We start from the raw sequence: 24,230 nt of genomic DNA on the forward strand, positions 1-24,230 counted from the left end.
GCCCGTCTCAGGGGCAGGTGCCCTTCTCGAGCAGGGTCTGATCGGTCGCGATCGCACCGTCGACGTCGACGTCGATCACAGCCTCCGATCCGTCGATCTGGAGGCCCGTGAGGGTGATGCCGGCGGGAAGCTGGTCCGCGATGCAGATGCGCTGCGTCTGAGTGAGCTGCTCCCCCAGAGCACCGAGACTCGAGCCGACCTGATCCGCGTCGACCTCGAGTCCGCCGACGGTGAGGCCGACAGGAGTGAGCTCGAGATCTCCCTCGGCCACCCCCGGGGTCACCGTGAGCGATACCGGGATGGCGAGGCCGAGAACGCTCACCGAACCCGCGACCGTCGCGTTCGGCGATTCGAGCGTGACCATGTCGATCGGCAACTCGGTGTTCGAGAGCAGGGACGTGAACTGCGACTCGTCGATGCGGATCGTGCCGGATGCGGATGCGAGGTCACCACCGCGCAGCGGCACGCCCGTGGCGGTGACGTCGACGGCGCCCGTGATCCCCTCCAGCGTGACCGAGTCGGTCGAGAGATGCAGGGTGTCCAGCGTTCCGCCGATCAGCTGCGGGATCAGGATGCCGTCGGCTTCGACGGCGAGCTTCTGGTCGGCCGGCAGGTCGAGCTGCTCGATCACCATGCCCCGCACGATGCCGGGCAGGACAGCGCGCGCGATGAGCTCCGCAGAGACGGCGAGAACAGCGAGAACGACCACGACGATCAGCAGCACCCAGGGCCAGCGCTTGCGCGCGCGCTTCGGCGGTGTGGCACCGGCATCCCCGCCGTCCTTCCCACCCGGGATCACGAGCGTCGGATGCTCGGAATCCGCGGACGGGTAAGGAAGGGTGTGATTGTCGTCGCTCATGCTGCCATCCTGCCCTACGGCACGGACGACGGCAGAGGTCACATGCGCTCGGGAGCGGACACGCCGAGCAGGTCGAGGCCGTTGCGGAAGACCTGCCCTGCGGCGTCATTGAGCCACAGACGCGTGCGGTGCACGGTCTCGATGGGGTCGTCGCCCTGCGGGATCACGCGGCAGTTGTCGTACCAGCGGTGGTACAGGCCGGCGAGCTCCTCGAGGTAGCGCGCGACGCGGTGCGGCTCGCGCACCTCGGCCGCGAACGCCACGATGCGCGGGAACTCCTGCAGAGCGCCGAGCAGAGCGCTCTCGGTCTCATGCGTGAGCGTCTCGGGCGCGAACTCCGAGCGATCCACACCGGAGTCGGCGGCATTGCGGGCCACGTTGTGCGTGCGGGCATGCGCGTACTGCACGTAGAACACCGGGTTGTCGTTCGTGCGCTTCTGCAGCAGCTCAGGATCGAGAGCGAGCGGGGAGTCAGCAGGCGAGCGCTCGAGCGAGTAGCGCAGCGCATCGGTGCCGAGCCATTCGCGCAGATCGTCCATCTCGATGATGTTGCCCGCACGCTTGCTCAGCCGCGCTCCCCCGACCGAGACCAGCTGACCGATCAGCACCTCGACGTTCTTCTCGGGGTCTTCCCCGGCGGCGCCGGCGATCGCCTTGAGGCGGTGGACGTAGCCGTGGTGGTCGGCTCCGAGAAGGTACAGCTTGTACTCGAAGCCTCGGTCGCCCTTGTTCAGGTAGTACGCGGCGTCGGCGGCGAAGTACGTGTACTCGCCGTTGGAGCGACGGATCACGCGATCCTTGTCGTCACCGAAGTCGGTGGTGCGCACCCACACTGCACCCTCGTCGTCGAACACGTGTCCCTGCTCGCGCAGGCGGTCGACGGCGCGATCGACGAAGCTGACGCCGTCCGCGTCCTTGGCGTGCAGCGTGCGCTCTGAGAACCACACGTCGAAGTCGACGTTGAACTTCGAGAGCGACTGCTTCTGCTCCTCCAGCTGGAAACCGTAGGCGAGCTCCCGCGTGACGACAACCTGCTCGTCACCGGAGAGCTCGAGCAGGTCCGGACGCGCCGCGAGAACACGAGCGGCCAGATCGCCGATGTAGCTGCCGGCGTACCCGCCCTCGGGAGTTGGTTCGCCCTTGACTGCGGCCAGCACCGAATTCGCGAAGCGCTCCATCTGCACTCCGGCGTCGTTGATGTAATACTCCCTCGCGACCTTCGCGCCGGAGGCTGCGAGCACCCGGGCGATCGCATCGCCGAGCGCCGCCCAGCGAGTGTGGCCGATGTGCAGCGGCCCGGTCGGGTTCGCGCTCACGAACTCGATGTTGATGCTGTGACCGGCCTGCGTGTCGTTGTGCCCGTACTCTGCGCCGGCTTCGACGATGAGCTTCGCCAGCGCGCCGGCGGCAGCCGCGTCGAGGCGGATGTTGATGAAGCCCGGCCCTGCGACCTCGGCGGTCTGCACGCCATCCACCTGCGCGAGGCCGTCGGCGATCTGCTGCGCCAGCTCGCGCGGGTTCGTGCCGAACGGCTTCGCCAGGCGCATCGCGATGTTCGAGGCCCAGTCGCCGTGGTCGCGGTTGCGCGGACGTTCGAACACGATGTCCGACGCGGACAGCGAGAACGGCTCGCCAGGACGTCGTTCCTCGGCGATCGGTGCGAGGACGGCGAGGAGGGCTGTGGCGAGCGATTCAGGGTTCATAGGCCTCCCAGTTTACGGCGCGTCACGCGCCCGAATTTGCGAGGGCGGATTCGTGATCTACAGTCATGCCATGAAGGCCGCATCCGCCCGCTATCGTCTGCCCGTCGCGGGCCTCGCCGTCGCAGTGATCCTGGCGGTCGCGGCAGTCGTCCTCGGCGTGTGGCGGCCCTGGGTTCCGATGCCGTCTTCGGCACCCGTCGGTGCTGCGGCGGCAGCGGACGAATCGGTCGCGATCGCGCCGGTTCCCCTTCTTCTTCCGGAGCATCCGACCGTTCTCGTGTTCGGCGACTCCTGGACCTACGGCTCGGCCGCGACCGAGCCGACCCTCGGATACGCCTATCAGCTCGCCGACCTGATCGGCGGACGGACGATCGTCGACGGAGTCCGCGGCAGCGGTTACCTCAAGCCCGGACTCGATGGCCCGGCCTTCGGTGTGCGCATCGCCGCTCTGGACCCGACGCTCACCCCCGACCTGATCATCCTCCAGGGGTCGATCAACGACCGGGCGCAGGGCGAGGCCGGATACCGCGAAGCCGTCACCGCCGCGTGGGATGCCATGGCGGCGAAGTATCCGGACGCGTCGATCGTGATTCTGGGGCCGGCGCCGCACGAACTTCCCGTGGGCGCTGAGACCGCGCGCATCGACGCCGATCTCGGTGAACTCGCCGCCGCTCGCGGATGGTGGTACATCTCCCCCGTCGCACAGAACTGGATCACCGACCAGAACTACCTGTCGGTCATCGACGTCGAGATCGGCCGCAAGCATCCGTCGACCGACGGTCACCGCTACCTCGCCGAGAAGCTGGCCGCAGCGCTCGGCGAACTGGGCGACGCGCCGGTGACCGAGGCCGGTGGGTCGGAGACCACTCCCGAGCAGTGATATTGTCGATCGGTACGCCTCCGTAGCTCAGTGGATAGAGCGCCGGTTTCCGGTACCGTAGGTCGCAGGTTCGACTCCTGTCGGGGGCACACACCGGGTTTCATGCGGAACGAGTGAGAATTCGTTCGTGAAACCGCTGAGTACGAGAAGAAGCCGCCTGGTTCCAGGCGGCTTTTCTCGTTTGCGCTGGCTCCTGCGGGCAGTTCCTGAGCGCGACACGCGGTATCGACATGGGAACAGCTCGAGCCGCGAGCCAATCGTCGGGTGGTGGCGACAAGGCCGGTCACTTGTCGATGGAAACCATGTTGGCTTCGTCGTGCCGTTCGCCGGCAGCGGGCTCGAGTGCGGTCAGGCGGTCGGCCTGATCTGAGGTGAGCACGACGGCGTCTGCGGCGGTGTTCTCCTCGACGCGCGTGACGCGGCGCGTGCCCGGGATGGGGGCGATGTCGTCTCCGCGGGTGAGGATCCACGCCAGGGCCGTCTGCGCGGGGGTCGCGCCGATCTCGGCGCCGATGGCGCGCACCTCGTCGACGAGGCGGAGGTTGCGGTTGAAGTTCTCGCCCACGAACCGCGGGTTCGTCTTGCGCCAGTCGTCGTCAGGGATATCGGCGGCAGAACGGATCTGTCCCGTGAGCAGACCGTGACCCAGCGGCGAGTACGGGACGAACCCGATGCCGAGCTCGCGGAGCAGGGGCAGGATCTCTGCCTCCACGTCGCGGGTCCACAAGGAGTACTCGGTCTGCAGCGCCGACACCGGCTGCACGGCGTGTGCACGGCGGATCGTCTGCGCCGACGCTTCGGAGAGCCCGAAGTGCAGCACCTTGCCCTCGGCGATCAGGTCCGCGACCGCACCTGCGGTGTCTTCGATGGGCGTGTTCGGGTCGACGCGGTGCTGGTAGTAGAGGTCGATGTGGTCGGTTCCCAGACGACGCAGGGAACCCTCGACGGCAGCCTTCACGTTCTCGGGGGCGCTGTCGATCACGCCGGGCCCGCCACCGGAGTGGGAGACAAGGCCGAACTTGGTCGCGATCTTCACCTGGTTTCGGCGACCCTTGATCGCCTGTCCGACGATCTCCTCGCTGAGGTAGGGGCCATAGATCTCGGCGGTGTCGATGTGGGTGACGCCGAGATCGAGGGCGCGGTGGATGGTGCGGATGGACTCGTCGTTGTCGAGCCCGCCACCGGTCGTGTAGGTGCCGGCCATGGTCATGGCACCGAGGCCGATACGGGAGACCTCGAGGGCTCCGAGGCGTGCGTTCTTCATGTCATGTCCTTCTCGTCGGGTGCGTGTCAGGCCTGAGAGGTGGGCATCGCCCACAGCTCGGCAATCGAGGAGCGGCGGTGGCGGGTCACCATGTAGGCGATGCTCTCGGCGATGTCTTCCGGCTGCAGCTTCTCGGGGATGTTCTCGGCGTCGGACACAGCGAGGTCGTTCTTGATGGTGTCGTTGTTGTGCGAGATCAGTTCAGTGTCGACGGCGCCGGGCTCGAGCACGCCGACTCGCACGTGCTTCTTGGTGATCTCCTGGCGGAGCGCCTCGGTGAAGCCGTTCACACCGAACTTCGTCATGTTGTAGGCGGCGAAGTTCGCCCACGCCTGTCGGCCCGCAATAGAGGAGACGTTGACGATGTCCGCGACTCCGCGCAGATCATCTTCCGCCGCACTCAGCAGGTGCGGGAGCGCCGCCTTCGTCATGAAGAGCAGGCCGTTCTGATTCGCGGCGATCATCCGCTCCCATTCGTCGATGTCTTGCTCGGCGACGCTTCCCAGGAGCATCAGGCCGGCGTTGTTGACGAGGATGTCGAGGCGTCCGAGGCGGTCGACGACCGTCTGCACGGCGCGCTCTGCTGCGGCGCGGTCGGTGATGTCGGCGGCGACGGCCAGACCCGATCCGCCAGCCCCCTCGATCTCGGCGACGAGGGCGTCAAGTCGGTCCTGGCGGCGTGCGACGACAGCCACGGTCGCGCCGAGGCCGGCGAGTTCTTTCGCCGCGGCTTCGCCGATGCCGCTGCTGGCACCGGTGACGATGGCGACGGTGCCAGTGAGTTTCTTGTGTGCCATGTTAAGCACGTCCTTTCGTGGAGATCTGCCGGGTGTAGAAGGATCCCTGTCGAGGTGTACGCGACGGATGAGTAGAGTCAACGCTCATCCACCGGAGTTAGCGTGGCCCTACCTATGGGTGCCCCGGCAGGGACCCCCAAGAACAGCAGCACCGGCGTAGTTTCGATGTCATGGACACGCATGACGCCATCAGCGACTTCCTCAGCACGAGGCGGGCGAAACTCACGCCGGAGCAGGTGGGCTTGCCGGACTTCGGCGGCCGCCGCCGCGTCCCCGGACTGCGTCGCGAAGAGGTCGCCCTTGTCGCCGGGATGAGCTCGGAGTACTACAAACGCCTCGAGCGTGGAAACGCCGCGGGGGTGTCGAAATCGGTCATCGATGGAGTCAGCCGAGCACTTCGGCTCGATGACGCAGAACACGCGCATATGCGCGATCTGATCCGGGCTGCGAATGCCGGTGCCCATCCGCAACAGCGCCAGCGCCCTGTGCGCAAGACACAGCTGACCTCCGGAATGCGTCAGACCATCGATGCCATGTCCACCGTTCCCGTGTTCGTGCAGAACGGTCGGCTCGATGCCATCGCCACAAACGCCCTGGGCCGGGCCGTCTTCTCCGAGATGCTCGACCACGCCCGTCCGCCCGCGAACGCCGCACGCTTCATCTTCCTCGATGCGCGCGCTCAGACCTTCTACCCCGAGTGGGAGGGACAGACCCGGCAGATCGTCGCACTGCTTCGCGCGGAGGCGGGTCGCTCTCCATACGACCGGCAGCTCAGCGCCCTCACCGGAGAACTGTCCACCCGCAGCGACCTGTTCCGGAAGCTGTGGGGAGCACACGACGTTCGTGAACACCGCACGGGGCTCAAGACCGTCCACCACCCGGTCGTCGGAGATCTCGACCTCACATTCCAGGCGATGGACCTGGCCTCAGACCGGGGCCTCCAGATGATCGTTTTCTCCGCGGAGCCCGGGTCTGCCACCCATGAACGGCTGCAGTTGCTCGCCAATCTGACCGAGACGGCAGTAGAGCACACAACGCGTTGAATGTGGGAAAGCGAGAGCATGGGTAGCGCTCTCCCGAGTACCCGTTGCCCTGAGTGAGGCGGAGTCCAACAGTCGGGGCGTGCACGAGCAGACTCGTGCTGCAGCACTGCTAGAGCTTGACGAAGTATTGCGGGCAGAGTCCCGCCGGAGCCGTCGTTTGTGCGGTCCGGCGACACGGCATAGTCTTCACCGTTCCCATCAGGGGGCGACTATGACTAGTTGCCCTGCAGTGCACGGGTCGCCATGTACTCCTCAGCTGCGGGTTCCAGCTTGAAGTCGAGCAGCTCCACGGAGTGCGCCTTCAAGACCTCGCGCACCTCAGTTGGTGTGGTGCGGAAGTATTCGCGACGCAGGTTGATCTGGTTGATCCGCCGGTCAGCAAAGTGCTGATGCAGCATCGCTTCGATGCTGACCGCATCGTCGGCGAAGAACAAGGCGTGGACATCGAATCGGAAGGGCACGGACGCATCTCCGAGTTCGTTGACGCGGTCCATCGGTTCGAGACGCCGGGTGAGGCCGATCTTCACCACGTCGGGCCCGAAGGAGCCGACGTTGCTGATGACGTACACGTAGCCGGCGCGGATGTTCGCGGCACGGTAGTCGACGTTCTCGATGGCGTGTTCGACATCAGCGAGGCGTGCTCGCATGCGCTCCGCACCTTCGAGGTCACCGTTGGCTTCGAGGGCGGCGATGGTGTTGGCGTAGTGCCCGCGTTCCTTCTCGAGGCGTGCCTTCTCTGCGGCGAGTTCCTTCTCAGCCTTGCGCTGTTCTCGAAGTTCCTCGCGATGGGCGCGGTCTGCTTCCTTCTCTTCTTGAACGGCGCGGAGGTGCCGGTTGGCGAGTTCAAGCTCGCGGAGACGAAGCTGGTGGAAGTACGACGTGATGCTCAGGTCGATCATCGTGCCGAGGCGAGCGATCTGCTCCATCGCGGTCGTGAGCCGCTTCTGCGCGGTGGCCAAGTTCCCGGCACGGACTGCCTTGACGCAGTTCTCGGCCTCGGCGTTGTAGGAGCGGAGCATGAGCTTCGACATGTCGCGAACGAACTTCGCGCCCTTGGCGGTGCTGTTGTTGAAGGTGAAGTTGCTCGTCGCCTGCGTGGCACGGCCGGCGCGGACGGCCGTCTTGATGTCTGCGCGCAGCGCTTCGAGTTGAGTCGCGAGGGCGACCGAGTCCTCGGCGGGATGCTCGTAGTCATAGAGACCGAGCTCCTGGACCTCGACGGCTCCGCGCAGGTCCAGGAGCGAGGCCTGCGTAGACGCGATGTCCGCTTGACGCGATGCGAGCTCCGCCGAGGCGGCTGCAACCTGCCCGCGAACGCCGTCGACTTCCTGGTTCAGGTGGCGCTTCAGGTCGTCGAGGGCGGCCACCTCCTGCAGCCCGTACTGGTCGATGAGCCCTTGAAGCCGGGCGACCTCCGAGCGGAGCTTCTCGGCGTGCTTGCGTGCACCGACGAGCGGGATGTTCTCGAGGACCAGCGCGTTCTGTCCTCCAGCCACCGGGGCAACCGCAACCGGCGCCTGTTCAACGACGGCAGGGTCCTGCGCCGGGGCCGAAGCGCCCGCAGGCGACGATACAAGCGCTCGAGCCTCTGCACGGCTGCGGGCCAGCGGGGCAACAGTCTGCGCACCGGCAGCGAAGACGTGTTCCGTCCACACAGCGCCGTCCCAGTAACGTTGCTCGAACTGCCCAGACGGATCTGGATGCCAACCGGCCTGCACAGTCTGTTCAGTCACTCGCTCAACGTAGCGCACCACTTCCTACACAGGAGCCGGACCGTGTTTCGTCCGCAATAGCCCCTCGGCTGCTGGGCCAAGCAACCCGCGCTCTAACAGCCACGACACACTCCATCGGCTCCTCGATCTCGCGCAGCTCACCCGCCCTTGCGAGTGCGCCAGACTGTGGTCATGGTGAGCAAATCGTGGAGGGGCTACTGGTGGCTACCGTCGTCGCCGGACGCGCGGGTGCCAGGTCGACTGGTCGTCGAGGAAGACGGCAGGTGCGAGCTTCAGATCATCGGCGGCCTCGATATGGGCAAGGCAACCTCTCGGCAGCTCAGCGAGCGCGTACCAGCGATCTTCGGCGATGCGGAAGGTCAGCGAATAACCGTCACTGACTGTTTCGTCGTGCGGCAAGACGGCTTCGGAGGTCCTGCCAGCCAGTTCCAGGACATCCATGTGCACGAGGCACTTGTTGGCGTCCACGTCGCTCCTGAGGAGGCGGTCTTCGAGTCCGCCATCGTCACCATCGAGCACCTATCAAGTTGGTTGGCGATCCAAGAGCACGTGTCGCGTGACGGCACTGACGGCGTAGAGTCCGCAGCGACCCGGCGTCCTTCCGAACGGAGCTGCGAAGTCGACGGCTGGACTTTCACAGCCCGACCTTTGGTGCAGCCCTTCCAGGTCGCGGCCCAACGCGCGCGACTGACCGTGAATGGCGAGATCTCAAACTACCTCGTGATCCGTGCGCCCCGTCCGGTCGCCGCTGGCGGCTTCGATAAGCCCGTGCTCGAGCTGATGGACCTGCTAACCCTGGCCTCAGGAGAGCCCAGCGGTCAGATCGCGCTGACGCTAATCCACAAGGATCCCAACGAGCAGCTGGATCGTGACGGCTCGTCACTCTCGCTGGAGCGGCGGGTGGAGTGCTTCGGCGCTCGAACTCGCACGGCGATGCCTACTGAGTCGGCTGTACCTGACTGGAGGTTCCTCTTCACCTGCGCGGACAGATCATTCGAGGAACTCGTCCCCGCGTGGCTCGCACTTCGACGACGAGCTCCTGAAGCGTGCAACGTGTACTTCGGGATGAAGTACGCCCGTCCTAACTTCACAGAAGTTCGCCTTCTCATGATCGCTATCACCGCAGAAACCCTTCACCAGTCCATCCGCGAGGACGAGACCGAACTCCCGCCCGAGATGTTCACTGATCTTCGCGCTCGGGTGCTCGCATCACTCGAGGATGCAGACGAGCGCCGGTGGGTGAAGGCACGGCTCCGAAACGCGCCGAGCTTTCTGGAGCGGCTGAGCTCTCTCGCGTCGATACCTTCCGAAGCTGCCGTCACCGCCGTCATACCCGACATCGAGGTATGGAGTCGCGCGCTTCGCGATGCCCGCAATAACCTCGCCCACACTGGGAACAACAAAAGCGACGAGGACATCTTCGTCCTCGAGAACATCACTGCATCTCTGCTGACCTTGGTGTTGATGTCTGAGCTTGGCCTCACCGAAGAGACACAGGATCGCGCAGCCCTGCAGGTACTCAGGCCTTCTCTCCCACCAATTCGACCGTGACCGGCCCATCTTTCGCAGTCAGCCATAGGGCGCCGGCCAAAGTGGAGGATTACGAGGATGTCCGCAGAGGATTGGGGTAATTTGACCGACCAGACACCCCCGGAATCACGCGGCAAAACACCTTCCGCGTACAACCCACACACGGGTCACGCGCTGCATGAATGAGAATTCGCACGCGGAGCCGAGATATCGAGAAAGGCCGCCTGGTTCCAGGCGGCCTTTCTCGTTGCGCTCGCGGCCCACTTACTCCGGTGGCTCGCTGCCGAGTTCACGACGGGCCAGTTCGAGCGAGCTCATCGCGGCAGCCTCGCTGGAATGCCCCTCACTGACGGCCAGGTAGTGGCCTCCCGCGCTCTTGAGGCGCCATCGGTAGTCTCCGGACGCGTCGCGGTAGACCTCGAACCGGCCCTTCGGCCCTGGCTCCACTCTGCCGAGCGCAGCGGCGACCGCCGGGTTCCTGACCTCCGCGAGGATCGTCGCGCGCAGCTGCGCCGCCGGCGCCTCAGCCACCCCCGTGAGAGACGAGAGGATGCTCACCGCGGTCGCCCGATCTTCGTCCGTGACCCACCGCTCACCCGCGAGCGCCTCGATGAGCGTGAGGCCGCTCGCCGCCTCCTTGAGATCGGAGCTGAACGCGAGCGCGTGTGCGTGCTCGAATCGGCGCGACCACTCCTGACGAGCATCCGTGGCTCGCTGGGTCCGTCTCGTCAGCATGAAGCTGACGACAGACCAGATCAGTCCGACTCCTGCCACGCCGGCCGCGATGATCGCGGCGAGGAGTGTCGCGCCGGAGTCCGTCATGCCCACACGATAGCGCGCACCGACCGAGCCGGGACAAGGATTCCGTCCGCCTGACCCCTAGTCGTAGCTGTGGTGCACATGCCACCCGTCCTCACCCCGGAAGACGTCGAACACCAGGGAGTGGCCCTCGTCATCCGTGCCCTGGAACCGCCATCCGTACAACCCTCGCTCCGACTCCGGCGCCGCTGACCAGATCGAGTCCCTGAGTCGCGTGGGCGTGTCGGAGACCTTCCATCGACGCCCGGCGAAGACCATTCGCGACGGGATGTCGTCGACCATCCATATAGTCGCAGGCAGATGAGCAGGAGCTGGTCGCATGAGTCGAGAATAGAACAAATCTTCGAATCTTGCTACCGTTGTCACTGGGCCGGAGAAGGGAGCCGGCATGGGCACGAGCAAGCGCCTGGCAGCCCACTACGACATGCGCTCTCAGCATCAGACCATCCTCACCGCAGCGCGCGCCGGCGCTCTTCAATCCCTGACGGAGCGCGAGCTCGCGCTCCGGGAACAGCCCGTCACGATCTATCCGCAGCCGTATCGTGCGGTCCGCGCCTGGGTGCGCTTCGGGCCCGAAGCGGTGCGGGTCGATGCGAAGCTCGCGCGGTCGACACCGTTGGCCGCAGGCATCGAGTTCCGGGCAGGCGACCGGACGTTCCGGTGCTGGGTGTGGGGCAACGCGGTGACCGTCGATGGGGGCTAGCGAGACCGACTTCTGAGCAGAGGCTCTCGACGCCGGAACAGAAGTTCGTCTGGAGACCTCCTGCTCGCCATCGGCCAGCTATCGAGCTACTGGACTCTGACGGACGAGCAGCAGGCCACTCTGATCGACATGCTCGTCGATGCGCGCGGGCTCACGGTGCTGGGTGAGTCGCACGACCGGCTCGGCCGAGACGTGGTCGGGCTCCGGGTGAGCGATGAGGGGACGTCCTACGAGAACACCCTCCTCATCTCCGAGGACACCGGCCGGATCACAGGCATCGAGAACGAGCTGACGAAGCCGATGGAGTTCATCCCGGCCGGCGTCGTCGGCTACACGATGTGGGACATCGAGTAGCCCCGGTACATGACGGACTCAGGCGGCCGACGTCGCGTCGGGCTCGTCCTCACGTCGGGTCTTGGCGGTCGCTCCGAGGGAGATCGTCGACAGGAGGCCGAGGGACAGGAACCCTGCCGCCGTCCACGCCGCGAAGCGCGTGCCGTCGGAGAACGCGGCCTTGGCGTCGTCGGCGATGTCAGCCGTCTCGGGCTGCGCCTCCAGTCCGCTGATCGCTCCGCCCGCACTGTCGACGACGGCCGACACGATCTGATCACGCTGCTCGGCCGGGAGTCCCCGAGCGTCGAGTGATGACGCGAGTATCCCCGCCGTGCTCGTGAACAGCACGGTGCCGAGCACTGCGACCCCGAGCGCTGCACCGAGCTGTCGTGACGTCGACTGCGTGCCCGAAGCCGCGCCGCTGTCGTCGACCGGCACATCGGCGAGCACGACGCCGGTCAGCTGAGCGGTGGCGAGGCCGACACCGAGGCCGTAGACGAAGAGGAACGGGATCAGCGGCACCCACGACGCATCGGGGGCGATGACGAAGCCGACTCCGGCGACGCCGATGATCTCGGCGATGAGGCCCGCACGGACGACCCACACCGGAGCGATCTTTCCGCTGGCCGCCCCCGCGGCACCGCTCGCGACGAAGGATCCGAGGGCGAGCGCGAGCAGCAGGAGTCCGGTCTGCAGCGCATCGAAGCCGAGGACGAACTGCAGCCACAGCGGCAGAGCGAGGATGATGCCGAACTCTCCCAGCGACACGACTGTCGCCGCGATGTTGCCGTTGCGGAACGAGGGGATGGAGAACAGACGCAGAGCAAGCAGCGTGGACCTGCCCTGCCGCTCGCGATGCACACCCCATGCGATGAACGCGACGAGTGCCACGATCGCCAGCGCGAAGGCGAAGGGGATCGGAGACACATCGAGCGGCCAGGCCCAGTCGCCCATCTGCGGACGTTGGTCGACGAGCCACCAGCCGTACGTGCGCCCCTCGATGAGGCCGAACACGAGGCTGGCCATGGTGATGACCGAGAGGATCGCCCCGACCACATCGATCTTCGACGTCCGGTCGCTGCGCGACTCCGCCACCGTGAGCAGCACGCCGATGACGATGATGATGCCCAGCGGGATGTTGATCCCGAACGCCCACCGCCAGGAGAAGGCAGTCGTCAGCCATCCGCCGAGCAGCGGTCCCACAGCAGCCATTCCGCCGATCGTCGAACCCCACACCGCGAAGGCGATCCCCCGCTCGCGCCCGCGGAAGGTGGCGTTGATGATCGACAGCGTGGTCGGCAGGATCATCGATCCCCCCACTCCCTGCGCAAGACGGGCGAGGATCAGCATCCCGCCGTCCGGAGCGAAGGCCGCGAGCACCGAGGATGCTGCGAAGACCACGACTCCGATGATCATCACGCGCCGACGCCCGAACCGATCCGCGAGGCTGCCGAACACGAGCAGCAGCGCGGCGAACACCAGCGTGTACGCCTCCTGCACCCACTGCACTTCGGTGGAGGTGATGCCGAGATCGTCGACGATCGCCGGAATCGCCACATTCACGATCGTCGAGTCGACGATGATCAGCGAGACGGCGATGCTGATGAAGACCAGGCCAACCCAGCGCAGGCGAATGTAGCGTTCCATGACTACTAGCTTAGCTAGCAATAAGCGCGGCGTGCGGTTTTTTCGATCTCGCGGTGCACCCGGTTACAGCATCGCGGTGAGCACTCCCCCTCCGCCCGCAGCGCCGCGCCGTTGGTAGCCGATGAGCGAGGACTGGCGATGTAGGTCACCAGACTCGCGATCTCATCGGGCTCGATGAACCGCTCGAGCAGCGTCGTACGGTTCTGACCGATGATGGAGCCTTTCATCACCTCGGGCGGAAGGGACTGCGCCTCTGCCACGGCTGCAACGCTCGCCGCCACCCCGTCCGAATACGTCGGCCCTCCGAGGATCGTGTTCACGGTCACCGCGGTGCCTCTGGTGCGCTTGGCCAGCCCGCTGCCGAGAGCGGCCATCGCGGCCTTCGTCGTGCCGTAGTGCACCATGTCGGCGGGGATGTTCACCCCGGACTCGCTGCTGATGAAGACGATGCGGCCCCACCCCCGCGCGAGCATGCCTGCGAGAAGGTGGCGGGACAGCCGGACTCCGCTCATGACGTTCACCTCGAAGTAGCGAGTCCAGTCGTCGTCCGTGATCGTCTCGAACTCGGCAAGGCCGACGATTCCCACATTGTTGACGAGAATGTCGACGTCGCCCAGGGCCTTCGTCAGGCGCTCCACCTCTTCTCTCCTCGCGAAGTCCGCCGCCAGTCCCGAGACCGTCGAGCCGGGGTGCTCCGCACGCAGTCGCCGGACCGTCGCATCCACACGCTGCTCATCACGTCCGTTCACCGTCACGTCCACGCCTTCGCGGGCGAGCGCGGAGGCGATCGCGAACCCGATGCCCTGCGTCGAGCCGCTGATGAACGCCGTCTTCCCGTGCAGCTGCAGATCCATGGTGCTTCCTCTCCTCGACGCACACGCGTCTGTTTACTTGCTTGGGAAAGTTAACCGTAGATCCTGGGGCTTGCTCAGGCAAGTTCACCGATAACCATCTCCAAGGCACGATGAACTAGTCTGAGGTCATGTCAGAGCAGCCGGACGCCTCCCCCTGACCACGGAACAGCTCGAGATCTGGGCATCCGTCGCCACGCTCATCGAACGACTGCCGACGGCACTCGACGCGCAGCTGCAACGCGACAGCGGTCTGACGCACTTCGAGCACGGCATACTGTTCGCCCTCGACTCGGCGCCCGAACGATCGCTGCGCCTGAGTGTGCTCGCCGGGTACGCGAGCTGCACCCTCTCGCGCCTCTCGCGGGCGATCACCCGTCTCGAATCGAGAGACTGGGTGCGTCGCCTCGCGGACCCCGATGACGGGCGCTTCACGCTCGGAGTGCTGACGGCGGCGGGACACGAGAAGGTCACACGGTCGACGCCCGGCCACCACGCTCTCGTGCAGCAGCTCGTCTTCGATGCGATCACCGCCGCGCAAGCTCGACAGCTCGCAACGATCAGTCGACGGATCTCGTCGGCTGTCGGCCCGGACTCCGGGTGGAGCCCCACTGCAGCAGCCGACTGAGGCCCCAGGACGGCTGCGCTCCCTCGCCCGAAGCGGGTGACGGGGTCTCCACCGCGCGCTCGGCCGGTGTCAGGATGGGCCGACGAACGGCCCGCACGACGCACCAGTATCGAGAGAATCGAGAGCGCGATGGACGACCCGGCACAGCTGCGATCCTGGAACCAGGGCGCGACGCGCGACGCGATCGAGCGCTTCGTCCTGTCGGTCACGGAAGGTGCGGACGCGGTTCCCGTCGAAGACCGCATCGCCGTATTCGACAACGACGGCACCCTCTGGTCGGAGAAGCCCATGCCGACGCAGCTCCACTACGTCGTCGAGCAGTGGCGTGTGGCCGCCGAGCTCGACCCGGAGCTCGCGCAGAAGCAGCCGTACCGCGCCGCCGTGAGCGGAGATCTCGAGTGGCTGGGCGCGGCCATCGACAAGCACTATTCGGGTGACGACTCGGATCTGGGCGTCATCCTCCAAGCCCTCGGCGGACTCACCGATGGCGTCAGCGTGGAGAAGTACGCCGAGTCGGTGGCGGAGTTCTTCGCGACCGCGACACATCCCGTGCTGCAGCGACGCTACGCCGACGCGGTCTATCAGCCGATGGTGGAGCTCCTCCGGTATCTCGAGCAGCACGGCTTCACCTGCTACATCGTGTCAGGCGGCGAGCGCGATTTCATGCGACCCATGACGCAGAGCAACTACGGCATACCGCCGGAACGCGTCATCGGCTCGGCGTTCGGGCTCGGCTACGACGCGGAGAAGGCGGTGGTGCGCTACGCGCCGTCCTTGGCGTTCTTCGATGACGGGCCGGAGAAGCCCGTGCGGATCTGGAGCAGGATCGGACGCCGACCGCTCTTCGCAGCCGGGAACTCCAACGGCGACATGCCGATGCTCGATTTCGCTCGCCGTGGCCCCCGTCCGGGCCTGGCCCTGCTGATCCACCATGACGACGACGCCCGCGAGGACACTCCGTACGATGCGGGTGCCGAGACGGCTCTCGCGAGCGCCGTCGACGCCGGTTACATCGTCGTGAGCGTGCGAGACGACTGGGAGACGGTGTTCCCGGGCGTTTCCGGATCACCCGCAGACGTGCCGTGAGCACCCCCCGCGCCGCCGGCACCCACGTCCTCGTGGTGCTGGCGTGCGCGACGATCGCACTGGCGGGAGCATGGCTCCTCCGCGACGTGATCGCGCCGCTCGCGGTCGCTCTGGTGGTCGTCGTGATCTGCAGCCCGGCGAGCAGCGCTCTCGTCCGGCGCGGGTGGCCACGAGGACTCGGCGTGACGGCGATCATCCTCCTCGCCTACTCTGTGCTGCTCACGATGGGCGCCTTGGTGTGGATCGCCGGAGTGCAGTTCATCGATCTCCTCGGCGACCTCTCCCCCGGCGGCGATCTCACGCATGTCGCATCGCAGCTCGACAGCTGGGCCGCTCTGGGCACCGGAGGCCCGAGCTCGGACTCCGGTGACGCCGCGCGCATCGTCGTGCCCGCTCTCGTCGCCGTCGCCCAGCGCGTGAGCAGCGCCGTCCTCGGCATCGCCGTCGCTCTCTTCCTGGTCTGCGCCTACGTGGTCGTGATGGCGGTGGATGCCGGACGCTACCAGCATGCGTCGACCGTGTTCGGCGCTCACAAGGCCGAGACGATCGCGCGCATATCGCGGCTGAACACGAACATCCGGCGCTACTACGTGGTGAACACCGTGTTCGGCGCCATCGTCGCGACGCTGGACGGCCTCGCGCTCTGGTGGCTGGGAGTGCCGGCCCCCGTCCTCTGGGCCGTCCTGGCCTTCGTGACGAACTTCATCCCCAACATCGGATTCGTCATCGGACTCGTGCCCCCGGCGATCCTGGCTCTCGCGGTGGGTGGGTGGCCGCTGCTTCTCGGCGTGGTGATCGTGTACTGCGTCGTCAACGTCGTTCTGCAGGTGTTCGTTCAGCCGGCTTTCGTCAGTGATGCCGTCGGGCTCAGCGTCACGCTGAGCTTCTTCGCCGTCGTGTTCTGGACCGTGATCATCGGACCGGTCGGTGCACTGCTGGCTGTGCCGCTGACTCTCCTGGCGCGCACTCTGCTTCTCGAAGGCAGTGACGACACCCTCTGGCTGCGCTGGGTATCGGGAGACCGCGGCGCTCGCCCGTCACCGGCGACCAGGGAAGGGCGCGTCGTTCGTCGCATCCCCTGGGATTCACGCCGCGTCCGACGGTGGTCGCGGTGACCGACGACGTGACCGGCACCGCCCGAGACGAGCCGCAGGGTGCGCGGGAGACGCTGCAGCGCTGGGAGTCCGCTGCGACCGTTCCCCTCACGGTGCTCGGCCTCGGCTTCATCGTCGCGTACTCGGTGATCGTGCTCGTGCCGGGCCTTCCAGACTGGGTACGCCTCGTGCTCGTGGTCGAGATCGCGATCACCTGGCTCGCATTGGTCATCGACCTCATCGTGCGAGTGGCGCTCACCCCGGCCGGGAGCCGCGTCGCATTCCTGGTGCACCATCCCGTCGAAGTCCTGTCCGTTGTCGTCCCCCTGTTCCGAGCGTTCCGCGTCGTCGAGCTCGCACGCGGCCTCCCCTATTTCCATCGCCGCACCGGCGACGCGGTCCGGGCGCAGATCATCACCTTCGCCCTCGCGTACACGGTGCTCTTCGTCTACTTCATCTCGCTCGCCACCCTGCAGGTGGAGCGCGGCGCCCCTGAAGCGACGATCATCGACTTCGGCACGGCGATCTGGTGGGCGTGCGTCACCATCGCGACAGTCGGCTACGGCGACACCTACCCGGTGACGACTCTCGGACGGGTGTACGCGGTGTGTCTGATGATCGGCGGCATCGCGATCGTGGGCACCACCTCGGCGCTCGTCATCTCGTACATCGGAGACCGGGTGCGACGGATCGCCCACCGCGACGAGACCCGTGAGCAGCTGTGACCGACACGACGCTCCTCGCCCTCGACGGGTGACATGCCGGCGACCGGTCTGCGTCTCGATGCCAGCATGAGCACATGAGCGACCACGCCACGCGACGCGCCCCGCGAGTCCTCCTGCCGAGCATGGCGGGGTACCGTCGCGAATGGCTGATGCGCGATGTCGTCGCCGGCCTCGCAGCCGGTGCCGTCGTGGTGCCGCAGGCGATGGCATACGCCACCATCGCGAACCTGCCCGTGCAGGTGGGGCTCTACACGTGCATCATCCCGATGCTGGTATACGCGCTGCTCGGCGGATCCCGCGCGATGAGCGTGTCGACGACCTCGACCATCGCCACTCTCACGGCCACGACGCTGGTGACGGCATCCGTCGCGTCGAGCGCCGAGGACCCGGCCGGAAGCCTGATGACCCTGGCGATGCTGGTCGGTCTGCTGCTCATCGGTGCGCGCCTGCTGCGGTGGGGATCGCTGGTCGAGAACATCAGTGCGGCGACGATCCTGGGGGTCAAGATCGGTGTCGGCGGCACAGTCGCCGTGGGGCAGCTCCCCAAGCTCCTGGGCGAGACATCGGAAGTCTCGGGAGAGGGGTTCTTCCGAACCATCGAGGCCGCGATCGCGGCCGCTGCGAGCATCAACCTGCCCACGGTCGCGCTCTCGGTCGGGAGCCTGATCGTCCTCCTCGTGCTGAAGCGGTTCGCCCCTCGGATCCCCGGAACCCTCGTCGTCGTGGTCGGCGGAATCGTCCTCGTCGCACTCGCGAACCTCGACGAGAGAGGTGTGGCGCTCATCGATCCCGTGCCCTCGGGACTCCCGACCCCCGGCATTCCCGACCTCACGCAGATCGGAGCGTTGCTTCCCGGCGCCCTCGCGATCGCGGTGATGGTCTTCCTCGAGACCGCAGCAGTCGCGCGCAGCATGCGTCGCATGACCGAGCCCGCCATCGACGCCGACCAGGAGCTCGTCGCCGTGGGAGCCGCCAACCTCGCCGGCACCTTCTTCACCGTGCTCCCCGCCGCCGGCGGGTTCTCGCAGAGCGCGGTCAATCGGGACGCCGGTGCCAGGACCCAGCTCGCGACGCTCGTCACCGTCGCGCTCGCGATCGTGGTCGCCGTCTTCCTCGGCCCGGTGGTCTCGCTGCTTCCCCAGGCGACTCTCGCGGCGATGGTCTTCCTCGCCGTGGCCGGGCTCATCGACATCCCCCTGCTGGTCCGGTGGGCGCGGATCAGTCCGACGGACTTCTGGATCGCGCTCATCGTCGCCGTGCTCGGCCTGACCGTCGGGCTGCTGGCCGCAGTGGCCGCCGGAGTGGCGTTGACGCTGATCCTGGTACTGCGAGAGCTCAACATCCCGCGGCTCGAGATCATCGGAGAGCGCGACGGACGCCTCGCGATCCACACTGTCCGCGGGCTCTACACGGCCAACGCTCTCGCATGCGAGAGGGCGATCATCGACATCGTCGCCGAACGGCCCGAACCGGTGCGCATCGTGATCTTCGACGCCCTGCGGCTCGACATCGTCACGATCACGGTCCTCGACATGCTGGAGGACCTCGACCGTGAGCTGACCGCGATGGACAGCACGCTGCACATCGCCGCGCTGCCGGAACGTGCCACGGCGATCGCGGTGAAGACGGAGTGGTATCAGCGCATGATCGCCGAGGGCCGGGTGCACGCGAACGTCGACGAGGCGTTCACCGCGACCCGCTAGAGGCCGGGCCTGCGGTCTACTCCCGGGAGAGCATCGCGGCGGCCTCCAGTTCGAGATCGAGGTACTGCTCGCCGCTGACGTCGACACCGACCCCGAGCAGCTTGCCCCCGGTGAACGGGAACGGCACCCCGTACTGGCTGCTCACCGGATCCGCGCTGTCCCATCCGATGCAGAGCCCGTCTCCGCACAGCGTGAACTTGCCGATCTGGGCACGCATGGGTCCAGAGGCGACCGCCTGGTCGTCGACGTAGAGCGTGGCTGTGCCGAGCGACTCTCCGTGCTCCCCGCCCCCTCCCGCACGAACTCCACGCCGAGGGTGTGCGGACCGGGAGTCAGCTCCTCGGAGGTGAAGGTCTGCTCCGGCGGGATGCCGAGGAAGTTGTACACGTAGGTGAGGCGGTTGTCCTTGATGAACAGCGAGTGCCCGCCGAACCTCGATCCGTGGGCGAACAGCACCCCCTGTGCGCCCTCGTCGAGCACGACGTCGGCGATGATCTTGTACGAGCGCCCTCGCACGTTGACCGCGACACTCTCGGGCACCGCTGCGGTGTCGGGGTAGTAGACGTACCGCTCCCGGGGCTTCTCGGCCTGGGGCCGATCGATGGTGAGCTGCTCTCTCGCGGAGCGGTCGTCCAGAGGAAGGACGAAGTTGGCATCGGCCTCCTCGAACCACGCGGCGATGAGCTCCTTCAGCTTCTCGGGCTCGCTGGCCGCGAGGTCGTTCGACTCCGAACGGTCGACCTCGACGTTGTAGAGCTCCCACACGTCGTCCTCGAAGTGTCCTTTGCCGGTCAGCGGCGCGTGCACGGCAGCCGCCTTCCAGCCGTCTTTCCAGATCCCTCTCGTGCCGAGCATCGCGTAATACTGCGTCTTCTTCTCGGTCGCCGCATCCGGCGCCGCGTCGAAGCTGTACTTCATCGAGACCCCGTCGAGCGGATGCTGCTCCACGCCACGGAAGACCTCAGGCATGTCGATGCCGACCACGTCGAGCACCGTGGCGACCACGTCGACCGAGTGGTGGTACTGGTGACGCAGCTCTCCCTGCGCGCGGATGCCCTTCGGCCAGTGGATGACCATCGGGTCGCACGTGCCGCCGGCGAACTGCGAGTAGCGCTTGAACATCTGGAACGGTGTCGAGAACGCCACCGCCCAACCCGTCGGATAGTGGTTGTAGGTGTCAGCAGACCCCAGGCGATCGAGCATCGCCAGGTTCTCGGCGAGGTCGTCCGGGTATCCGTTGAAGAACTTGTTCTCATTGACGGAGCCGTTGGGGCTGCCCTCGCCCGACGCACCGTTGTCGGCGCAGTAGAAGACCAGCGTGTTGTCCAGCTGGCCGCTCTCCTCGAGATAGTCGATGATGCGCCCGACCTGCGCGTCGGTGTACTCGGAGAACCCGGCGAACACCTCCGCGAACCTCGCGAACAGACGCTTCTCGTCGTCGTTCAGCTCGTCCCAGGGGCGCACCTCGTCGGCGGGGTTCGCGACGTCGTCCGGCAGCGGGTTGATCGGCGTCAGGGCAGTCCCCTCCGGGACGATGCCCTTCTCGACCATGCGGGCGAGCACCCACTCGCGATACGCGTCATAGCCGTCGTCGAACGCGCCCTTGTACTTGTCGATGTACTCCTGCGGCGCGTGGTGGGGCGCGTGGTTGGCACCCGGGCAGAACCACATGTACCAGGGCTTCGACGGGTTCGAGGACTGCTGGTTGCGGATCATCCGCAGAGCCTGATCCGCGAGGTCCTTCGAGAGGTGGTATCCCTCCTCCGGCGTTGCGGGGGCGTCGATGAAGTGGTTGTCCTCGACGAGATCGGGATACCAGTTGTTCGTCTCGCCGCCGAGGAAGCCGTAGAAGCGGTCGAAGCCGAGCTGAAGGGGCCACATCGAGCGGTTGCCGCCCGGGGCGACGTCCTCCTCGGGGACGTTGTGGTTCTTGCCGACCCAGAACGTCGAGTATCCGTTCTGCTGCAGGATCTGACCGACCGTGGCGCATTCGGCAGGGAGCCGCCCCGCGAACCCCGGGAAGCCGTTCGTACCCTCCATGATCACGCCCGCACGGTTGACGTGATGGTTGCGGCCGGTGAGCATGGTCGACCGGGTCGGCGAGCACAGCGACGTGGTGTGCCACTGCGTGTACGTGAGACCCGCTTGAGCGAGGCGATCCATGGTCGGCATGTTGATGCGTCCGCCGTACGGGGACCAGGAGGCGAGGCCGGTGTCGTCGTAGAGAACCACCAGCACGTTCGGCGCGCCCTCGGGTGCCACCGGCAGCTCGTACGGCGACCAGTCGGGCACGGAGTCCCGGACGTCCAGCTCGATCCTGCCCGAGAAGTCCGCGTTGAATTCCGACATCGTCTCTCCTTCGTCGCCGTATGAGAAATGGTCCGTCCCGAGGAGGCTAGTCATGCCGCGATCCCCCCCACCCTCACGCGTCACCCGTGACGGGTGAGGGACATCGATCACCCGGCGTCGAGTCGGCGACGCGACACCTCGGCGAGCGCGTCCTGCAGCGCGTCTCCGAGTCGGGGCTGCTCGACGAAGATGTTCTCCTCGCCGACGACGGCGCGCACCCCCGTCGACGCCAGCTGCGCCTGCACCCGGGGGCCGACGCCCGCGACCATCAGAGTGGCCCCCACCGCCGCAAGCTCTTGGGCGTAAGTGCGGATCATCGTGAGGAAGGTCACTCCCAGCTCGTCCGTGCCGCGGAGGCGGATGATCACGAATGCTCCGGGGCTGCTGTGCTCGGCGTCGGGCAGCTGCTGACGGAACGAGGGCGCGGAGGCGAAGAACAGACTGCCGTAGGGGGTCAGCACGACCGTCTCCCCCGGTTCGAGGGTCGGGGGCGGATCCTGCTCGATCGGACGCCCGTTCGGCTCGTCGAACACCCACCGACGCACCCGCACGCGATTCGACTGGCGTGCGATCTGCAGCACCACGGCGAGACCGACACCTGCGAGCACCGCGTACTGCAGCGGGATGAGGAGCGTGAGCGCGAAGGTGACGAGGAACACGGCGATCTGCACGGCGCCCGTCTTGAACACCATGACGATCTGCCGCGGCTTGACCGTGCGGACTCCGACCAGGATCAGGAGGCCGGCGAGCGCGGGCATCGCGATGTATCCGATGAGCGGCCCGAACACGAGCACGCTGAGCACCATCACGACGGCGGCGATGAGATTGCCGGCCGCACTGCGGGCCCCTGCTGCCCGGGACAGCGCCGTCGCCGACATGGATCCTCCGACGGGGATGCCCTGCAGCATCCCGGTGGCGATGTTGGCGATGCCCTGCCCGCGGAAGTCGGCGGAGGCATCGGGGTAGCGACCGTCGGGGTTCGGGATGGACCCGGAGATCGCGGCTCCCTGCACGAGACCGACCAGTGCGAGCGACAGCGCGGGGACGATGAGCACGAAGATCATCGACAGGTCGGGCAAGGAGATCGAGGGAAGACTCCGACCCGCCTCTGCCACGTCGGAGATCGTCGCGACCGCGCCGTCGGGCAGCACCACGGCGAGCGCGGATCCGACGATGATCGCGACGACCATCGAGAGCGCGCCGAGCGGGGTGCGCTCGAGCAGAAGAATCAGTCCGATCGTGACGGTGCCCACGATCACGGACCACCAGCTGATCTGCAGCAGGTTCGCGGCGATGTCGACGACCCTCAGCAGACGAGCGTCGGCATCGCTGTCGAACCCCGTGAAGTTCTCGAGCTGACTGAGCACGATGTTGACGGCGACGGCGTTGACGAATCCGATCAGCACCGCCGTCGGGATGAAGCGCACGAGGCTGCCGAGCCGTGCGACGCCGAGCACCAGCATCACGATGCCTGCCATCACGGTCAGCATCGCCATCGCGCCCATGCCGTCGTCTCCGTGGACCTCGGGCACATCGGCGATGATCACCGCCATCGCGCCTGTCGCCTGCACGGACATGAAGACCGATCCGGTGGCCAGCGCGCCGGCGAACGTCCCGACGATGTAGGCGTTCAACCCCATCACGGGGTTCACCCCGGCGAGCAGACCCGACGCGAGCCCGTCGGGAACGCTCTCGACCCCCAGCACGATTCCGGCCTTCAGATCGCTGAGGATGGTGCGGCGCGAGCCGAACCGACGCCGATAGCGCAACCAGCGCTGTCGCAGCTCCTCCCCGGTCATCTGCATCGGAGCGGAGTCAGATCTTGATCGGGAACGTCAGCAGGATCACGAGCCCCACGAGGGCGATCACACCGCTGAGTGCGAGGAATGTCCTGCGCCGCCAGACCGCGCTCTGGTGCTGCGACAGTGCGGCGAAGAACAGCACCAGGGCGAACAGCACCGTCAGCAGCGAATAGTCGTCGCCGCGCTGGTTGTTGGCGAGGGCCTCGTCGAATTTCGCATCGGCTCGCGCGTTGAGCTCCTCGGCCTCCCTCGTGCCCGGGGGCACGTACTCCTCCATCACGAACGGTCCCTGCGATTCGCGGTCTTCAGCGATCCAGGCGTCGAACGCGACCGTGAACTCGGGGGTGAACCGCTGCTCGATGAACTGCACCAGCTCCCGCCTGCCGTCCGCCTCCGCCAGCACCCACTCGGTGTAGATGGTGAGGTCGTACTGACGCGCGGCCTGGGCTGTCGACTGGGCCGACGCCGCCTGCACCCGGGCACTGGATGCCTGGCTGAAGGCGATCGACATCTCGCCGCCCCACTTCGACGCCTCGAATCCGCACCAGGCCGTGACGACCGCGGTGATCGAGAGCAGGACGACCGTGACGATGTCGAGGATCCGCGTGGCTCTCGTGCGTTCGGGTGTCGAGTCGTCCGTCATGCGCCCATCTTCTGCGTTGATCCGTGTCGAATGCAGCG

General features: G+C 66.7%; 23 protein-coding genes and 1 tRNA gene. 11 read left to right on the top strand and 13 right to left on the bottom strand.

All coding sequences use genetic code 11. The annotated features are described in order from the left end of the window. Nucleotides 1-7: 7 nt before the first annotated feature. On the bottom strand, nt 8-859 hold the full coding sequence (locus tag ACZZZQ_RS00585) for a DUF2993 domain-containing protein (protein ID WP_463506665.1): 852 nt from the start codon (nt 857-859) through the stop codon (nt 8-10). Between the two features lie 38 nt (nt 860-897). After that, nucleotides 898-2,562, bottom strand: coding sequence for an arginine--tRNA ligase (argS, locus tag ACZZZQ_RS00590; RefSeq protein WP_230100616.1), 1,665 nt, complete (start codon nt 2,560-2,562; stop codon nt 898-900). Nucleotides 2,563-2,632: 70 nt separating this feature from the next. Here argS and ACZZZQ_RS00595 point away from each other — a divergent pair, with 70 nt between their 5' ends. Beyond that, nucleotides 2,633-3,442 (top strand): SGNH/GDSL hydrolase family protein, encoded by an 810-nt coding sequence (locus tag ACZZZQ_RS00595; protein ID WP_230100617.1) that lies wholly within the window; start codon nt 2,633-2,635, stop codon nt 3,440-3,442. A gap of 16 nt (nt 3,443-3,458) precedes the next feature. Continuing rightward, a tRNA-Arg gene (locus tag ACZZZQ_RS00600) sits at nt 3,459-3,531 on the top strand. 194 nt (nt 3,532-3,725) lie between these two features. Here ACZZZQ_RS00600 and ACZZZQ_RS00605 read toward each other — a convergent pair. Then, nucleotides 3,726-4,706 carry an aldo/keto reductase gene (locus ACZZZQ_RS00605; RefSeq protein WP_463506666.1) on the bottom strand — a complete coding sequence of 327 codons (981 nt, stop codon included), beginning with the start codon at nt 4,704-4,706 and terminating at the stop codon, nt 3,726-3,728. A 26-nt stretch (nt 4,707-4,732) separates the two neighbouring features. Then, nucleotides 4,733-5,503, bottom strand: a complete 771-nt coding sequence (locus ACZZZQ_RS00610) for an SDR family oxidoreductase (protein ID WP_463506667.1) — start codon at nt 5,501-5,503, stop codon at nt 4,733-4,735. Nucleotides 5,504-5,673: 170 nt separating this feature from the next. On the opposite strand from ACZZZQ_RS00610, the gene ACZZZQ_RS00615 reads away from it, so the two are divergent. Further along, entirely contained in the window at nt 5,674-6,546 is an 873-nt protein-coding gene (locus tag ACZZZQ_RS00615) for a helix-turn-helix transcriptional regulator (protein WP_463506668.1), read from the top strand. A gap of 215 nt (nt 6,547-6,761) precedes the next feature. On the opposite strand, the gene ACZZZQ_RS00620 is transcribed toward ACZZZQ_RS00615, so the two are convergent. After that, nucleotides 6,762-8,300 (bottom strand): SNIPE associated domain-containing protein, encoded by a 1,539-nt coding sequence (locus ACZZZQ_RS00620; protein WP_463506669.1) that lies wholly within the window; start codon nt 8,298-8,300, stop codon nt 6,762-6,764. A gap of 150 nt (nt 8,301-8,450) precedes the next feature. Here ACZZZQ_RS00620 and ACZZZQ_RS00625 point away from each other — a divergent pair, with 150 nt between their 5' ends. Next, nucleotides 8,451-9,830 (top strand): ApeA N-terminal domain 1-containing protein, encoded by a 1,380-nt coding sequence (locus ACZZZQ_RS00625; RefSeq protein WP_463506670.1) that lies wholly within the window; start codon nt 8,451-8,453, stop codon nt 9,828-9,830. Nucleotides 9,831-10,073: 243 nt separating this feature from the next. Here the strand turns inward: ACZZZQ_RS00625 and ACZZZQ_RS00630 are convergent, their stop codons facing one another. Both ACZZZQ_RS00630 and ACZZZQ_RS00635 read right to left on the bottom strand, forming a co-directional pair. Next, a complete protein-coding gene (locus ACZZZQ_RS00630) occupies nt 10,074-10,631 on the bottom strand; it encodes a YegP family protein (protein ID WP_463506671.1) in 558 nt (185 codons plus the stop codon). A 57-nt stretch (nt 10,632-10,688) separates the two neighbouring features. Beyond that, on the bottom strand, nt 10,689-10,910 hold the full coding sequence (locus tag ACZZZQ_RS00635) for a hypothetical protein (protein WP_230100619.1): 222 nt from the start codon (nt 10,908-10,910) through the stop codon (nt 10,689-10,691). Between the two features lie 106 nt (nt 10,911-11,016). Between ACZZZQ_RS00635 and ACZZZQ_RS00640 the strand changes: the two genes are divergently transcribed. Then, nucleotides 11,017-11,331, top strand: coding sequence for a hypothetical protein (locus ACZZZQ_RS00640; protein WP_053095738.1), 315 nt, complete (start codon nt 11,017-11,019; stop codon nt 11,329-11,331). 129 nt (nt 11,332-11,460) lie between these two features. Then, nucleotides 11,461-11,685, top strand: a complete 225-nt coding sequence (locus tag ACZZZQ_RS00645) for a hypothetical protein (RefSeq protein WP_463506672.1) — start codon at nt 11,461-11,463, stop codon at nt 11,683-11,685. 18 nt (nt 11,686-11,703) lie between these two features. On the opposite strand, the gene ACZZZQ_RS00650 is transcribed toward ACZZZQ_RS00645, so the two are convergent. Both ACZZZQ_RS00650 and ACZZZQ_RS00655 read right to left on the bottom strand, forming a co-directional pair. Beyond that, on the bottom strand, nt 11,704-13,311 hold the full coding sequence (locus ACZZZQ_RS00650) for a DHA2 family efflux MFS transporter permease subunit (protein ID WP_463506673.1): 1,608 nt from the start codon (nt 13,309-13,311) through the stop codon (nt 11,704-11,706). A gap of 14 nt (nt 13,312-13,325) precedes the next feature. Continuing rightward, a complete protein-coding gene (locus ACZZZQ_RS00655) occupies nt 13,326-14,165 on the bottom strand; it encodes an SDR family NAD(P)-dependent oxidoreductase (protein ID WP_463506674.1) in 840 nt (279 codons plus the stop codon). Between the two features lie 250 nt (nt 14,166-14,415). Here ACZZZQ_RS00655 and ACZZZQ_RS00660 point away from each other — a divergent pair, with 250 nt between their 5' ends. From ACZZZQ_RS00660 to ACZZZQ_RS00680, 5 genes are all read left to right on the top strand, one after another. Next, nucleotides 14,416-14,790, top strand: a complete 375-nt coding sequence (locus tag ACZZZQ_RS00660) for a MarR family winged helix-turn-helix transcriptional regulator (protein ID WP_463508075.1) — start codon at nt 14,416-14,418, stop codon at nt 14,788-14,790. A gap of 129 nt (nt 14,791-14,919) precedes the next feature. Further along, nucleotides 14,920-15,876 carry an HAD family hydrolase gene (locus ACZZZQ_RS00665; RefSeq protein WP_463506675.1) on the top strand — a complete coding sequence of 319 codons (957 nt, stop codon included), beginning with the start codon at nt 14,920-14,922 and terminating at the stop codon, nt 15,874-15,876. Beyond that, nucleotides 15,873-16,991: an AI-2E family transporter gene (locus ACZZZQ_RS00670; RefSeq protein ID WP_463506676.1), complete on the top strand. Its 1,119-nt coding sequence runs from the start codon at nt 15,873-15,875 to the stop codon at nt 16,989-16,991. Before ACZZZQ_RS00665 ends, ACZZZQ_RS00670 begins: the two co-directional genes overlap by 4 nt. Continuing rightward, nucleotides 16,988-17,695, top strand: coding sequence for a potassium channel family protein (locus ACZZZQ_RS00675; protein WP_463506677.1), 708 nt, complete (start codon nt 16,988-16,990; stop codon nt 17,693-17,695). The genes ACZZZQ_RS00670 and ACZZZQ_RS00675 overlap by 4 nt, the downstream gene beginning before the upstream one ends. Nucleotides 17,696-17,769: 74 nt before the next feature. After that, complete coding sequence (locus tag ACZZZQ_RS00680) at nt 17,770-19,398, top strand: SulP family inorganic anion transporter (RefSeq protein WP_463506678.1); 1,629 nt, start codon at nt 17,770-17,772, stop codon at nt 19,396-19,398. Between the two features lie 16 nt (nt 19,399-19,414). Here ACZZZQ_RS00680 and ACZZZQ_RS00685 read toward each other — a convergent pair whose 3' ends face one another. The 4 genes from ACZZZQ_RS00685 to ACZZZQ_RS00700 all read right to left on the bottom strand — a co-directional run bounded on the left by ACZZZQ_RS00685 (nt 19,415) and on the right by ACZZZQ_RS00700 (nt 24,192). After that, on the bottom strand, nt 19,415-19,543 hold the full coding sequence (locus ACZZZQ_RS00685; protein WP_463506679.1) for a hypothetical protein: 129 nt from the start codon (nt 19,541-19,543) through the stop codon (nt 19,415-19,417). Then, nucleotides 19,540-21,747, bottom strand: a complete 2,208-nt coding sequence (locus tag ACZZZQ_RS00690; protein WP_463506680.1) for an arylsulfatase — start codon at nt 21,745-21,747, stop codon at nt 19,540-19,542. Before ACZZZQ_RS00690 ends, ACZZZQ_RS00685 begins: the two co-directional genes overlap by 4 nt. Nucleotides 21,748-21,854: 107 nt before the next feature. Further along, a complete protein-coding gene (locus ACZZZQ_RS00695; protein ID WP_222839166.1) occupies nt 21,855-23,552 on the bottom strand; it encodes a SulP family inorganic anion transporter in 1,698 nt (565 codons plus the stop codon). 10 nt (nt 23,553-23,562) lie between these two features. Next, nucleotides 23,563-24,192, bottom strand: coding sequence for a hypothetical protein (locus ACZZZQ_RS00700; protein ID WP_463506681.1), 630 nt, complete (start codon nt 24,190-24,192; stop codon nt 23,563-23,565). Between the last annotated feature and the right edge of the window lie 38 nt (nt 24,193-24,230).

Source organism: Microbacterium sp. AC132 (genome assembly GCF_979258525.1).